This is a genomic window from Paenibacillus sp. FSL H3-0333, assembly GCF_038002805.1.
In the GTDB taxonomy this organism is placed as follows: domain Bacteria; phylum Bacillota; class Bacilli; order Paenibacillales; family Paenibacillaceae; genus Paenibacillus_AQ; species Paenibacillus_AQ silagei.
This window is the reverse complement of record NZ_JBBODG010000001.1, coordinates 4,034,261-4,047,367: the sequence shown is the minus strand read 5'-3', so window position 1 is coordinate 4,047,367 and position 13,107 is coordinate 4,034,261. Positions and strand designations below refer to the sequence as shown.

Genomic DNA, 13,107 nt, shown 5'->3' with positions numbered 1-13,107 from the left:
CCTCAATCCTCCCCCGCCTCAAACCAGGTCCTCACAGCAGCAATCTCCGCTCTGTGCGTGCCATCCGGTCCCTTTTCCGTTTCCATAACGATCACTTTATCAGCCAGGGCCTCCATCTTCACAAGCTGGCTAAGCGCCGCTCCCCCGATATATCCGCTGCCGATTCCGGCATGTCTGTCCCGCCGGGAGCCGTAGGGAAACCGGGAGTCATTCAAATGCACAGCCGCCAGATTCGCCCAGTACCCCAGCTTCTCACCGCGTGCGATAAGCTCCTCCGTCTGCTCCGGGTTCCAGATGCCTGCAGCGAAAGCATGGCAGGTATCGAAGCAAAAGCCGATCTTCTCCGGGTAGCGGCACAGCTCACGGACCTTAACCAGCTCTTCGGGCGTCATGCCTTCATACCCATGATTCCCTGCCATATTCTCAAGCAGCAGCTTGGTTCGTCCCGTCCAGTCTGCCAGCACCTCGTTCATACATTGTATAATTTTTTGATAACCCTGTAACGGCTCCATCCCGGCAAAATGGCCGAAATGCACCACAATGCCCACCGATCCGCACGCCTCGGCAATCTCCAGATCGTTGCGCAGGGAGGCAATCATCACCTCTCTGTCGCCCGGGCCAGCAGCCAGATTCGTCGGATACGGGGTGTGGGCAATGGAAGCCATCCCCTGCTCCCGGCAGTATTCTGCGCAGCTGCTTGCATCGCGGTAGTCTACCGGCTTCAGCTTCAGACTGCGCGGATTCTTCGGAAAATACTGAAAACATGTAGCCCCGCTCTCCCTGGCGGACCGGGCAGCCTGCCCGTACCCGCCGCGTATGCTGACATGCGCCCCTATGAAGGGGCTATGCGTCATGCTGGCAATCCGGGCAATAGAATACCTTGCGTCCGGACAGCTCTGTCTTCACTATGGTTCCCCCGCCGCGCAGGCAAGGCTCGCCTTCACGGTCATACACTTTACAGGCATCATTATAAGAACCGGTCACGGTGTCGCCGGTCATGAACGGCATTTCCATATACCCGCCGATTTCAGTGGCATCCGTTAACACCTTACGCACGCTGTCGTACAGCCGGGTCACCGCTTCCGGTGACAGGTTCTGAACAAGCGTAGATGGTAGCAGACGGGCTTCATAAGCAATCTCGTCAGCATAGCAGTTGCCGATTCCGGCCATAACATGCTGGTTAACCAGCAGACTCTTCAGCGCGCCGCGCCGTCCCTTGAGCAGTCCGGCGAAGCGTTCGGCCGTCATCCGGCGGTCCAGCAGCTCGGGTCCAAGCTTCCCCATTGCCGCTTCACCCTCCTTGACAGACAGCAGATGGAGATAGCCCAAACGCAGTCCCATGAAGTAGAGGATATGCTCACCGAACGCAAGCTCAACCTGTGTAGTACGGTCAGGACGTTCTTCCTCTGTACCATAGAACAGTAGTCCGCCCAGCATCAGATGCAGCAGCAGTCTGCGGCCGTCATGCAGATGGAAGAGGATATGCTTGGCGCGGCGTTCCACGAATACAATTCGGGCACCAACCAGTCCCTTCACGAATTCTTCAGTCTCCATATTGATAGTCTTTTCTCTATTTACGGTTACCCCTGTAATGGGTACGTTTATTAGATGCTGGCTAAGCAGCTTTCTGTAATTCTCCATTTCCGGCAATTCCGGCATATTGTCATCTTCCCTTCTTGGATGGTCAAATGGTCACCTTTGTCATTATACACCGAGCAGTACCATAAGTTCAGCTAAATCAGCACAAATTTCATCAGGCTTGACTCCGGTCAGCTGCTGGTAATGCTCCAGATTATCCCGGGTGGTAAGTCCCGTAAGCACCAGTACAGTCCGGCAGCCTGCATTGGCCCCCGCCAAGATATCCGTTCTCATATTGTCACCCACCATCACCGCATCCTCCGGCTTGATGCCGAGCAGAGATGTCGCATATGTCACCAGGTGCGTCTCGGGCTTGCCGATGACCACGGGCGCCACTCCGCTGGCTGCTTCAATAGCTGCACCTATCGAACCTGCACCGGGCATCACTCCGTCATCGGAGGGAAGCATCAGGTCGGGATTGGTCAGGACGAATCTGGCTCCTTCACGAATCCAACGCGAGGCGCGGGCCAGTGCTTCATATGTAAAAGAACGGTCGATCCCCTGAACGACAACCTGCGGATGCTCGGAGACCAGGGTTAGCCCTGCCTCTGTGCAGGCTTCCACCAGCCCCTCTTCTCCAAGTATCGCCACGGATGCTCCCGGAGATTCTCCGGCAATGTAACGCGCCGCAGCCAGCGCTGAAGTGCAGACCTCCTCGGGCCTGGCTTCAATGCCCATTCCGCGCAAATGCGCAGCTACACTCGCCGGTGTTCTTGAAGAGTTATTCGTCACATACAGGAACGGAATCTCCGCCGCACGAAGCGCTGCTATCAGCCGCTGGGCCCCGGGAATCATTCTGCCGCCATGATACAAGGTGCCATCCAGATCAATTAACAAGCCTCCGATATTGTTCATAACTCCTCCTGTCGATTCGAATTAAGTGGTTCATCTCATTTATTATTAACCCTATGAATTATATTTCAGAGCAGCGGCAGCTTCTCCGGGAAGCGCGCTGTGAATGGATTTATTGCCCGCCTGCCTGCGATTTTTAGCCGCTTCGTTTCGGCATTTTCTCTACTGCTTCGTACGCTTAATCTTCAGCTTTTACTTTAAATTTAACGTTCTTCGTCGAACGCTAGCGAACTCCTGCAGCGCCCGGCTATTTTTGGCATAGCCCTGTCATTTCCTGCGCTTTCCCGGAAAATAATTCAGTCCGCAGCGTCATTTCCCGGGGTTCTCCGGTAGACCGGGAAGGTGCAAAATTCCTCTGCCAGCAGCGTATTCGGGAAGATCTCCTGCGCTTCCTTCAGCAGTGGAGCGAGCTCCTCCTGCGAAGTGTAACGCGAGCTGAAGTGGGTCAAGATTAGCTCAGCCCCGCCTGCATCTCTTGCCAGTTCCGCAGCCTGCTGTGCCGTGCTGTGATGATATTGATGAGCCATTTCTGCTAGGCCATGGGCAAATGTCGCCTCATGAATAATCAGATCGGCATCCTGCGCCAGCGGCAGTGAGCCCGCACAAGGCCGGGTATCTCCCAGAATAACTACGATGCGTCCGCGCTTGGGTGCATGAATCACCTCGGCCGCCCGGATCAGCACGCCTTCATCAGTAGTGATATCCTCGCCTTTTTTTAACCGGCCATATAGCGGTCCCGGCTTCAGTCCATAGCTCTTCAGCAGCTCCGTATTCAGGTTACCCGGACTGTCCTTCTCCGTAACCCGGTAGCCATAGCTGTCAATCCGGTGCTCCAGCAGTCCTGCTTCCACCTTGAAGGTCTCATCCTCAAAAATCAGCCCGCCGCTGTGCTCCACAATCTCCAGCTTATAAGGAATGCGGGACTGGCTGACAGACAGCGATATGTCCAGATATGCCTTGAGCCCGGGAGGTCCGTACACCGTAAGCGGTGAAGTCCCGCCCTGGTAGCCCCTGCTGGAGATGAGTCCAGGCAGGCCAAACAGATGATCACCGTGCAGATGGGTGATAAATAGCTTCTCCAGCTTGCCCAGCCGCAGCGGCGAGCGCAGAACCTGATGCTGTGTCCCTTCCCCGCAGTCGAACATCCAGAAGGTTCGCCGTTCTTCAAGCAGCCGGAGTGCAACCGACGTCACATTGCGCTGCAGCGTCGGCACCCCGGCATTCGTTCCGAGAAAATAGATTTCCATTATGTCCCTCCCCTCTCTCGCCCTGATGTCTTCATTATTTTTTGTGATCTTGTCTGTTCTTATGACAAGAATTCTACTCTGTTTTGGCTGTAAAAGCATCTTTTGCAGCAAAAAACCTCCCGGTAACGGGAGGTTCCGAAAAGTCGGGGCATAGCCCCTTCTGACCGGTAAGCATGCGGAAGGCTCAGAGCTTCTCCACATTGAAGTACTGCGCTTCAGGGTGGGCAAAGACCATCGCCGAGACCGAAGCCTCCGGCTCCATCATGAAGCCCTCGGTAAGCTGCACGCCGATATCCTCAGGCTTTATGAGCTTGAATAACGGCCCCTGATCCTCCAGATCCGGGCAGGCCGGGTAGCCGAAGGATACACGGATGCCCTGGTAACGCGCGCCATGTCTTTGCTTCATAGTCATATCTGCCGGGTCCGGGAATCCCCAGGTGTCGCGCATCATATGATGGACACGTTCAGCCAGACCCTCCGCGACTTCAAGAGCGACTGCCTGCAGAGCATGGGAACGGAGATAATCACCCTTATCCTTAAGTTCAGTCGATAATTCACGGACACCATGTCCCGCAGTAACCACCAGGAAGCCCACATAGTCCATGGCTCCGCCCTCCACTGGCTTCAGGAAGTCAGCAAGGCAGAGATACGGCTCCACATTCTGGCGCGGGAAGGTGAAGGTATGCAGCACCTTGGCCTGATCCTGCGGATCATAGATCAGAATGTCATTCCCGCGTGACTGGGCCGGGAAGAACTGGTACATCGCATGCGGCACGATCGTGCCTTCGAGCATCGCCTGATGCAGAATATCGTCAACGGTCTCTTTCAATTCTACCGTACGCGGGTCCCGCGCTGCCAATTGCGCCTCTACAGAGCCGCGCAGACCGAGATGATGGCCGAGCAGCATCTGCATATTCACATAAGGAATCACATGTCCTAGCGGATAATTGCGCAGGACATGACGCTCCAGATCAGGCGGGGTGAACACCGGAGCATCACCAGAGATTTTGGAGCGGACTGCGCGCGTAAGCTCGGGAAGCGGCGCTTGCGGAGCGACAGCTACGGCAGCCTCAGCCTCCTCGCGGACCTCCTCCTCAATCTTCACCCGCTCCAGCGGGTTCATCAGCCGGTTGGCGATATCCAGACCGTCCATGGCATCCTTCGCGTATAAGACGAGTCCGTCATATTCCGGACGGATTCGGGTCTTGGTGAATTTGCGGGTCAGTGCCGCACCGCCCACCATAATCGGCACATCAATACCGGCGGACCGAAGATCCTGCGCAGTCAGCACCATCTGCTGCGCCGACTTCACCAGCAGTCCCGACAAGCCGATGGCGTCAGCCTTTTCCTTGCGGAAGGCTTCAATAATATTCTCTGGCGGAACCTTGATCCCCAGATTGACGATCTCATAACCGTTGTTGGAGAGAATAATCTCGACCAGGTTTTTACCGATATCATGCACATCACCCTTGACGGTCGCAAGCATGATTCTCCCCTTAACCGAGGTCTCATCCTTCTGCATGAACTGCTCCAGATGGCTTACAGAGGCCTTCATGACCTCCGCACTCTGGAGTACCTCTGCCACGATTAATTCATTATTATTGAACAGCCGTCCGACCTCAGACATCCCCGCCATCAGCGGTCCATTAATGATCTCCAGCGGAGGCGAGGTCTTCAGCGCTTCATCCAGATCCGGGATCAGCCCCTCCTTAGTGCCTTCTACCACATAGGAAGCTAGGCGCTCCTCCAGGGAGAGATTGGAGATCTTCTCCTTCTTCTCGACCTTTTTGCCGCGAAAAGCCGCCACGAACGCAGACAAGGTATCGTCATTCGTATTATAGATCAGCTCTTCTGCGAGCTTGCGCTCCTCTTCAGGGATCGATGCGTACCGCTCCACCTTCTCGGTGTTCACAATGGCATAATCCAGACCGGCCTTGGTGCACTCGTACAGGAATACCGAGTTCAGCACCTCGCGGCCGGCTTCCGGCAGACCGAAGGAGACATTACTGATACCGAGAATCGTGTGAACAGCAGGCATAGCCTCCTTGATCAGACGGATACCGTCAATCGTCTCCTTGGCGGAGCCGATATACTGCTCATCCCCGGTTCCTACAGGGAACACAAGGGTATCGAAGATCAGATCCTCGGGAGCCAGACCGTATTTGTTGACAAGCAAATCGTAGGAACGTCTGGCCACCTCAAGTTTGTCTTTAGCCAGGATGGCCTGGCCGGTCTCATCGATGGTACCAACTACAATCGCTGCTCCGTATTTATGAATCAGTGGCGTGACAAGCTCGAACTTCTCTTCACCATCTTCAAGGTTAATGGAGTTAATGATCGCTTTGCCCTGACAATACTGCAAGGCCAGATCAATGACCTTCGGGTCCGTCGTATCGATCATTAACGGCACCTTGACCTTCTTCACCACCAGCTCCAGGAACCGCATGATGTCTTCCGTCTCATCCCGGTCCGGGTCCTGCACGCAGACATCAATAACCTGTGCGCCGCTCTTCACCTGGGCACGGGCTATCTCCGAAGCTTCCTCATATTTCCCCTCGACAATTAGACGCTTGAACTTCCGGGAACCGAGGACATTGGTCCGTTCACCGACCATATACGGACGGTTCTCACTCTCCACGTACACCGGCTCTATCCCCGATAAGGCCGGAGGATGCTGGCCTTCAAGCTTACGCGGCGGGTAAGCCTCCATCACTTCAGCCATCGCCCGGATATGATCAGGAGTCGTTCCGCAGCAGCCGCCGGCAATGTTCAGCCAGCCCTTCTCCGCGAAGCCGCCCAGCTTACGGGCCAGGGAATCCGGGGATTCATGATAATTCCCGTTCTCATCCGGCAGACCTGCGTTCGGGTAACAGCTGACGGCCGCTGAAGAGATTGCGGACAGAGAACGGATATGATCCCGCATGAACTCCGGTCCGGTAGCACAGTTCAGTCCGATGGACACCGGCTTCAGATGCTCCAGCGAAATATAGAAGGCTTCTATATTCTGACCGGCAAGTGTAGTTCCCATAGGTTCAATTGTTCCTGATATCATCACCGGCAGCGTAATTCCGCTCTTCTCGAAGGCGTTACGGATGCCAATGCTTCCAGCCTTCACGTTCAGGGTATCCTGGGATGTCTCCAGGAGCAGCGCGTCCACCTTGCCGTCGATCAGGGCAACCGCCTGTTCTTCATAGCTGTCTATAAGCTCCTTGAAGGTGACTCCCCCGGTGACAGAGAGCGTCTTGGTGGTCGGTCCCATAGCTCCTACAACATAACGCGGGCGCTGCGGTGTATCATATTTATCAGCGGCATCACGTGCAAGTCTGGCGGCCGCAAGGTTAATCTCCCGGGCACGGTCCTGTATATCATATTCGGCAAGCACCACTGAAGTGGCACCGAAGGTGTTCGTCTCAATCAGATCCGCACCGGCCTCCAGGTATTTCTCATGAATGTCCTGTATAACCTCCGGCCGGGTCAGCACCAGCATTTCATTACAGCCATCCAGGTCATCCCCGCCGAAATCCTCGCCGGTGAGCGGCACCTGTTGAATCATGGTACCCATAGCTCCATCCAGTATCAATATGCGCTGCTGCAAGCTCTCAGCAAGTGTGTATTTGGCCACTTTCCATCCCCCCAGTGAAACATTAGAGTAATTTTAGCAGAATAAAGGGATTTCGGAAAGCCTTCCTTTCCACCCTGCATTATTTGTATTTCTATTGATTTCATTTCTATTACGGCGCTACCACAAGTTTCTTGCTTGGCATGGAATGCTGCGTCCGGGCAGTCACATGTGAAGTGACACTGAATTCGCCTGCCTCTGCAAAGGTATGTTCCCCGACATAAGCCCCTTCCCCGGCACTTTCACCCTTGATTTCAACCTTCTTGGTCTTATCCGCTGCCTCGTTGACCTCAAACATTACTTCTCTCGCATCATCCACTGGTTCACCGTCCTGTGTCACCACAGCCTTGAAGCTTACTGCCGTCCCTGCGGTTACTTCCTCCGGGGTCCAGCTCAGCTCCACCTTAATCGGTGACATGGAGGAATTGGCCGCAGCATGCATCTGCATCTCATCTTCCTTATTCCCCGAGCATCCGGCTAGCGTCATCCCCATTATAATGCATATAAGTCCCCTGCGTATCCTTGGCTTCATCATCTGAAGTCCTCCCGGTTCATAGGTAGATTCTTCTTCATCCACGAACATATCCATTCTATATTACAATGAAAGTCAGATCGCTACTCTTCTTATTATACACATTTTATTCAATTTGCCTTAAAGAAGCTGCATGATTCACTCGTTAACATGAGAATAGTCATATCTTTATAAAAAATGCCAATATCCTAAAATAGGATACTGGCCTCATAGAATTCAATTATAGGGAGTCTACCAGCGGCAGAAGCTCTGAAAGATGGCTGATCTGGTAATCCGGCGTAATCTCCGGGTCCGAGGCTTTGCTATTTCGGTTGATCCAGACCGTGGTCAGTCCGGCAGACAAGCCCCCAAGAATATCTGTCGTAAGCTTATCGCCCACCATTATCCCTTGCTCCGGAGTAATATCCAGCAGTCCGAGCGCATGCTCGAAGATTCCTTTGTCCGGCTTGCCTTTGCCGAAGCTTCCCGAAATTACAATGTGGTCAAAATACGGGGTAAGCTCCGGCACACCATCTAGCTTCTCCTGCTGAAGGGCCGGGCAGCCGTTCGTCAGCAGCAGCAGCTTCACCTTACCGCGCAGCTCGTTCAGCACCTGAAGTGTCTCCTCATAGATATAGGGACGGCTACGGCGCTCTGCGGCGAACTTGTCAGCCAGCTGTGCAGCCAGCGCTTCATCCTCTACCCCGAGTGAGGCCAGGCCGCGGCGCCAGGATTCCTTACGGTAGACAGGGGCAAGCTGTTCCAGTTGACGGAACTCCGGCTGCTCACCGGCAGTGAAGTTCGCCCACAGCGCTTCATACGGGTTAATACCGATTAGCTTCGTGAACGGATACGTCTCATAGGATTCGTACAGTGTACGGGCTTCCCTGCGTACAGCAGCTTCCAGCTCCCCGGGATCAACGGAATCTCCAGCAGCCTCACAAGCATAGCGGAAGGCTTCTTCCACACTGCGGTCATCCCACAGCAGAGTATCGTCAAGGTCAAATAGTACGGCGGTAATCGGCATTTGTTCTTCCACTCCCTATATGCTGGTCTGTCTTCCTATTCGTGCACAACCTCAATGTTGTTGTTCTTGGCGAACTGCTCCAGGCGTTCCCCCATCGCAGCAGTGTCATAACGGTTAATCAGCTTGGAGAAAATCCACTGCTTGCGCTTACCCTTATACTTAATAGTAACTACACTGCGCGATAAAGTGATCTTCTCAATATCCGCCGCAGCCAGGAAGCGTTCGCGGTTGTATTTAATAGTAGAGATACGCGCACGCTCAACCTTAAGGAACGGACGGCGGAAGAACAGCAGCGCAGCAAGCAGGAAGTACAGCACTACACCCAGCCAGTTGGCCAGAATCCCGCTTCCTTTGGCTTCGTCAATTGAGCCGACCACCCAGAACATGATGCCAAGCAGCATCAGTACAACGGGGAATACAATATTGCGGCCTTTGAAAATATCGATGCTTTTCGCAGCAGTCTTAGTGCTGGAAGTGTAAATGGAGTCCTTCCCCTGCTTCTTTCTTTGCTGGTTAATTTGCTTGGTGTTGCGTTGAACCATTCTTTCCCAAGAACGGGCCATGTAAGTTCCCCCTAGTCATCCTGTATTATCTATGAAAAGGCAACAGGCTAATGCTTAAGTCCGTTATTGCCTTCTTCATGCTCCGGATTGTCCACAATTTCGATGGTATCAAGCTGGGCCCGAAAGTTAGTGCGGATATTCCCCAGGTAAATCTCGCGGAGCTTGGCACGTTCAGCCAGTTCCTCTTCATTCAGGCCGCCGTTCTTAGCTTTGCGTGCCAATTCATTGATGCGTGCGACCAATTCGTCAATATTCAATACGTTTCCCTCCCTCTAAATTCATTTTAACTTTGCCATGAGAAAAAGAGCTTGTCAAGGTCTACCCCCTGAAAGCTCTCCGAGTCGATCATTAGCCTGCTGCATTCCTTCAGTATAAAGGTAAAGTCAGAATATCTCCGGCCTTAATGAAGCTGTTCTCCAAATGATTACTCTTCATTATTCCTTCTATATATACGGCTGTCTTCATGTCCTCAGGCTTGTTGCTTAACGCAATACTCCATAAGGTATCCCCGCGTTCGACTACAATCCGCTTATCCGGCTTCATCGACGAGACCGAACCGGCAAAAACATTCCCCACCACAGTGAATCCCGAAATAACAAGCATCAGCACCAGGAGCATCTTCATCAGGCTAACCTGACGGAATAGTGATGATAGCGCAGCGACACTATGAAGAATCGCGTCCTTGATCTTGGTTACATTACTATTAGCAGTTGGATTACCGGGAGCGGACACCTTGATATCCTCATTATTGTAGATGCTGTTGTATGTACTATACTTTAACATGATTATCATCCTCCAAACACATGTTCTTGCTTTCGAAAATAATATAACACGAACATGTGTTTCGATCAATAGTTTTTTCGGAACATTTGTTCTCTTTATTTCCGTTCTCTTATTTTCCTCATTTTAGAACTTATGTTTGTACGAACGGAAGTTCTATGTTATAATTTTCCCAAACATAGTATATGGGGTTGATACCGATGTCAAAGATTTCTAGTCGTCAGCTGGCGATCCTGGAATTTATACGTAATGAAGTCCGCAGCAAGGGTTATCCTCCGTCCGTCCGCGAGATTGGCGAGGCTGTCGGACTGGCCTCCAGCTCCACCGTGCATGGTCACTTGGACCGGCTTGAGAAAAAGGGCCTGATCCGGCGTGACCCAACGAAACCGCGTGCCATTGAACTACTCGGCCAGGAAGATTCAGAGAATGTGCATCAATTCGTCCAGACCGTTACCCGCATCCCGGTAGTGGGTAAGGTTACAGCTGGTGTTCCTATTACAGCAACAGAGAATATTGAGGATTACTTCCCGTTGCCTGCTCATTATGTAGGTGATAACAAGGTATTTATGCTATCTGTCCTTGGTGACAGTATGGTGGATGCCGGAATTATGAACGGGGATTATGTCATCGTGCGCCAGCAGCAGACTGCCGACAACGGCGATATTGTTGTAGCGATGACCGAAGAAGATGAAGCAACTGTCAAGACCTTCTACAAAGAACGGGATCATATCAGGCTGCAGCCGGAGAATCCGGCGTACGAGCCTCTCCGCCTCAACCGCGTTACGATTTTGGGCCGGGTCATCGGATTATTCCGCGATATCCACTAATCTACTCCCCGCTTAAGAACAGGCTGCTCCGCACCATGCGAAGCAGCCTGTTTTATGTTCATTTTACTTCGTGTAGTGGCCAAAAAGATGTATACAAACATTTGTTCGCATTCGGCTTTTTGGCCATTTTTTCTGCGAACCGCTGCCTAGCTCCGCACATATCCTGTTACAAAGGAGTGCTGATCTGTATGCCCAATTACCGAATTATCGTCGATCTGTCACAGCGCATGCTGTACCTGCTGGATAATGACGTTGTCACCAGAGGCTTCCCTGTCGGCATCGGCAAAATGTTAACCGTCTCGCCTGTAGGCGAATACACCATCATTAACAAACAGCCCAATCCGGGCGGTCCGTTCGGTGCCTTCTGGATGGGACTGTCCAAGCCGCATTACGGCATCCACGGAACCAATGACCCATCCTCCATCGGCCACATGGTCTCACACGGCTGTATTCGTATGTATAACGCAGATGTTCTGGCTCTAGCCGCCCTCGTTCCCATAGGTACCCGTGTCACCATCCGGGAATAGGAACGTCGCAAAAACCCTTGAGACGCCAGATTGCGTCCCAAGGGTTCCTGTGACTCATATAAATTAGAGCGGATACAGACTACAGCACACTTCTCAACAGACGGATAGCCACCGTATTCAAACGGATGGCCTCGCGGATCGATTCTCTGGCTGCCAGCAGTTCTCTTCTGGCCCGCGAACCTCTAGGCACCCTGCGCAGATTCTCATTGATTTCTTCCAGTCTCTCCAGCAGGATTGCCCGCTGTGTCAGCAGGACATTAATGGCTCTGCGAATCCGGTTACGTTCTCTTTGGCTCATCTTTACACCTCTTTTACACTTGGATAGTATAAGAGATGCCAAGAATGGCTCCAAAGATTGTGTGATTCGGCAGTAATGTTAGTTAGAGCTGCAGGTAGTGGGCAGCGAATCTGCTTACTTCTTGTTCAATCGTACCCGGAATTCAAATTCATCGCGTCTATAAGTCATTCCGGCCAGCACAATGTACTCCGGTGTCCATTTCTGTACAGGTCCGGCATAATCAGCAATCACATGCGGTTTGCCATCAACCAGCTGAACGACGTAGACCTGTACCTGTGCCAGTGCGGCAGCGAATAGATCAGCATCACTGGACAGTACTTTATAAGCCGTATTCAACTTCGTTCCTCCTTGTTCCACAACCATATTAAAGATTCCGTCTCGAATCTATTCAATTATACCGGGTCATGGAACAATATGTAAACCATATTTACAGCTTAATAAACAGGATTTTGAACAATCCGATATACTTCTTCGTGGCCCCGCCATCCCGGGTAAAAAAATTGGTATTCTTAAGGTCCGGTACACTGAATACAGAAAACAAAATGTAGTTATCCCTCACGGTCAAAGACTCAATTACAGGCTGGGCCACCTGCTTGGTAATTCCGTCGCCTATTTCCTGACCGAGCGTATTTTCCAGATTCTTTACAGAATATTCACTGAATGCTTCCTTTCCCGGATTCGTAACCGCCATCACAATCAGAACAAGGATAAGAACCAGTAACGACTTACCGCCCGATCTCCTGCGGACTCTGCGTGCAGGGCTTGGCGTATCATAACGCGAATTCATTCTTTTCCCCCTCTACTACAGAATATATAGTATCTCTAGCAACATGACCCCCAGCGGATTCAACATCATCCGGTACACGAACAGCATCCCACCTGTAATGCCACTGCCCCCGACATCAACGCTGCTCCAATCCCACAACGGCAGAGCCGGCGCATCCAGCCCATATTGCTCCATAAGCCTAGTTTGGGTCTCCGCTGGCACAGCCACTCCTTCCGCCCCAGCCACCGGACATGTTAGCGCCAGGATGAGCATCAGCGAAAGCATAATCTTATATGTATTCTTCATCATCCGCTCCCATGTCTGCCACTAGAATTCTCTTCTGGTTAAGTATATAGGAGATGGAATAGTATGTAAAATGAATTGATCTGGAGTTATAATTCCTTTATATTATGTTGTAAGGGTTTTGCTCAGTCTTCATCTTCAGTCTCTCC

At 52.2% G+C, this 13,107-nt stretch carries 16 protein-coding genes; 2 read left to right on the top strand and 14 right to left on the bottom strand.

What is annotated here, in order from left to right; all coding sequences use genetic code 11:
* Positions 1-2: 2 nt before the first annotated feature.
* The 10 genes from MHH78_RS18345 to MHH78_RS18300 all read right to left on the bottom strand — a co-directional run bounded on the left by MHH78_RS18345 (position 3) and on the right by MHH78_RS18300 (position 10,240).
* Positions 3-854, bottom strand: a complete 852-nt coding sequence (locus MHH78_RS18345) for a deoxyribonuclease IV (RefSeq protein WP_341168339.1) — start codon at positions 852-854, stop codon at positions 3-5.
* A complete protein-coding gene (locus tag MHH78_RS18340; protein ID WP_036726428.1) occupies positions 844-1,659 on the bottom strand; it encodes an Fpg/Nei family DNA glycosylase in 816 nt (271 codons plus the stop codon). Before MHH78_RS18340 ends, MHH78_RS18345 begins: the two co-directional genes overlap by 11 nt.
* 45 nt (positions 1,660-1,704) lie before the next feature.
* Positions 1,705-2,493 carry a TIGR01457 family HAD-type hydrolase gene (locus MHH78_RS18335; protein ID WP_341168338.1) on the bottom strand — a complete coding sequence of 263 codons (789 nt, stop codon included), beginning with the start codon at positions 2,491-2,493 and terminating at the stop codon, positions 1,705-1,707.
* A 293-nt stretch (positions 2,494-2,786) separates the two neighbouring features.
* The gene (gene rnz / locus MHH78_RS18330; protein WP_076079343.1) at positions 2,787-3,737 is read right to left on the bottom strand and encodes a ribonuclease Z; all 951 of its coding nucleotides are present in this window, start codon (positions 3,735-3,737) and stop codon (positions 2,787-2,789) included.
* A gap of 184 nt (positions 3,738-3,921) precedes the next feature.
* Positions 3,922-7,299 (bottom strand): methionine synthase, encoded by a 3,378-nt coding sequence (gene metH / locus MHH78_RS18325; protein WP_445668100.1) that lies wholly within the window; start codon positions 7,297-7,299, stop codon positions 3,922-3,924.
* A gap of 169 nt (positions 7,300-7,468) precedes the next feature.
* Entirely contained in the window at positions 7,469-7,891 is a 423-nt protein-coding gene (locus MHH78_RS18320; RefSeq protein WP_341168336.1) for a FixH family protein, read from the bottom strand.
* 217 nt (positions 7,892-8,108) lie between these two features.
* Positions 8,109-8,894 carry an HAD family hydrolase gene (locus tag MHH78_RS18315; RefSeq protein ID WP_341168335.1) on the bottom strand — a complete coding sequence of 262 codons (786 nt, stop codon included), beginning with the start codon at positions 8,892-8,894 and terminating at the stop codon, positions 8,109-8,111.
* 35 nt (positions 8,895-8,929) lie between these two features.
* The gene (locus MHH78_RS18310; RefSeq protein WP_036726420.1) at positions 8,930-9,457 is read right to left on the bottom strand and encodes a hypothetical protein; all 528 of its coding nucleotides are present in this window, start codon (positions 9,455-9,457) and stop codon (positions 8,930-8,932) included.
* 47 nt (positions 9,458-9,504) lie between these two features.
* Positions 9,505-9,714 carry a DUF896 domain-containing protein gene (locus MHH78_RS18305; RefSeq protein WP_036695465.1) on the bottom strand — a complete coding sequence of 70 codons (210 nt, stop codon included), beginning with the start codon at positions 9,712-9,714 and terminating at the stop codon, positions 9,505-9,507.
* Positions 9,715-9,823: 109 nt separating this feature from the next.
* Complete coding sequence (locus tag MHH78_RS18300; protein WP_341168334.1) at positions 9,824-10,240, bottom strand: LysM peptidoglycan-binding domain-containing protein; 417 nt, start codon at positions 10,238-10,240, stop codon at positions 9,824-9,826.
* A 197-nt stretch (positions 10,241-10,437) separates the two neighbouring features.
* Here MHH78_RS18300 and lexA point away from each other — a divergent pair, with 197 nt between their 5' ends.
* The gene (gene lexA / locus MHH78_RS18295; protein ID WP_036695466.1) at positions 10,438-11,064 is read left to right on the top strand and encodes a transcriptional repressor LexA; all 627 of its coding nucleotides are present in this window, start codon (positions 10,438-10,440) and stop codon (positions 11,062-11,064) included.
* Positions 11,065-11,252: 188 nt separating this feature from the next.
* Positions 11,253-11,591, top strand: coding sequence for a L,D-transpeptidase (locus tag MHH78_RS18290; RefSeq protein ID WP_076079347.1), 339 nt, complete (start codon positions 11,253-11,255; stop codon positions 11,589-11,591).
* Positions 11,592-11,670: 79 nt separating this feature from the next.
* Here the strand turns inward: MHH78_RS18290 and MHH78_RS18285 are convergent, their stop codons facing one another.
* The 4 genes from MHH78_RS18285 to MHH78_RS18270 all read right to left on the bottom strand — a co-directional run bounded on the left by MHH78_RS18285 (position 11,671) and on the right by MHH78_RS18270 (position 12,964).
* Complete coding sequence (locus MHH78_RS18285) at positions 11,671-11,889, bottom strand: hypothetical protein (RefSeq protein ID WP_036726416.1); 219 nt, start codon at positions 11,887-11,889, stop codon at positions 11,671-11,673.
* Positions 11,890-12,003: 114 nt separating this feature from the next.
* The gene (locus MHH78_RS18280; protein WP_036695469.1) at positions 12,004-12,225 is read right to left on the bottom strand and encodes a hypothetical protein; all 222 of its coding nucleotides are present in this window, start codon (positions 12,223-12,225) and stop codon (positions 12,004-12,006) included.
* Between the two features lie 91 nt (positions 12,226-12,316).
* Positions 12,317-12,676 (bottom strand): hypothetical protein, encoded by a 360-nt coding sequence (locus tag MHH78_RS18275; protein ID WP_341168333.1) that lies wholly within the window; start codon positions 12,674-12,676, stop codon positions 12,317-12,319.
* Positions 12,677-12,691: 15 nt separating this feature from the next.
* A complete protein-coding gene (locus tag MHH78_RS18270; RefSeq protein ID WP_341168332.1) occupies positions 12,692-12,964 on the bottom strand; it encodes a hypothetical protein in 273 nt (90 codons plus the stop codon).
* Positions 12,965-13,107: the final 143 nt, after the last annotated feature.

Coding starts and splice junctions, on each gene's coding strand:
- MHH78_RS18345 (WP_341168339.1), bottom strand. CDS start 854: ATGACGCATAGCCCCTTCATAGGGGCGCATGTCAGCATACGCGGCGGG.
- MHH78_RS18340 (WP_036726428.1), bottom strand. CDS start 1,659: ATGCCGGAATTGCCGGAAATGGAGAATTACAGAAAGCTGCTTAGCCAG.
- MHH78_RS18335 (WP_341168338.1), bottom strand. CDS start 2,493: ATGAACAATATCGGAGGCTTGTTAATTGATCTGGATGGCACCTTGTAT.
- rnz (WP_076079343.1), bottom strand. CDS start 3,737: ATGGAAATCTATTTTCTCGGAACGAATGCCGGGGTGCCGACGCTGCAG.
- metH (WP_445668100.1), bottom strand. CDS start 7,299: ATGGGTACCATGATTCAACAGGTGCCGCTCACCGGCGAGGATTTCGGC.
- MHH78_RS18320 (WP_341168336.1), bottom strand. CDS start 7,891: ATGATGAAGCCAAGGATACGCAGGGGACTTATATGCATTATAATGGGG.
- MHH78_RS18315 (WP_341168335.1), bottom strand. CDS start 8,894: ATGCCGATTACCGCCGTACTATTTGACCTTGACGATACTCTGCTGTGG.
- MHH78_RS18310 (WP_036726420.1), bottom strand. CDS start 9,457: ATGGCCCGTTCTTGGGAAAGAATGGTTCAACGCAACACCAAGCAAATT.
- MHH78_RS18300 (WP_341168334.1), bottom strand. CDS start 10,240: ATGTTAAAGTATAGTACATACAACAGCATCTACAATAATGAGGATATC.
- lexA (WP_036695466.1), top strand. CDS start 10,438: ATGTCAAAGATTTCTAGTCGTCAGCTGGCGATCCTGGAATTTATACGT.
- MHH78_RS18290 (WP_076079347.1), top strand. CDS start 11,253: ATGCCCAATTACCGAATTATCGTCGATCTGTCACAGCGCATGCTGTAC.
- MHH78_RS18285 (WP_036726416.1), bottom strand. CDS start 11,889: ATGAGCCAAAGAGAACGTAACCGGATTCGCAGAGCCATTAATGTCCTG.
- MHH78_RS18275 (WP_341168333.1), bottom strand. CDS start 12,676: ATGAATTCGCGTTATGATACGCCAAGCCCTGCACGCAGAGTCCGCAGG.
- MHH78_RS18270 (WP_341168332.1), bottom strand. CDS start 12,964: ATGATGAAGAATACATATAAGATTATGCTTTCGCTGATGCTCATCCTG.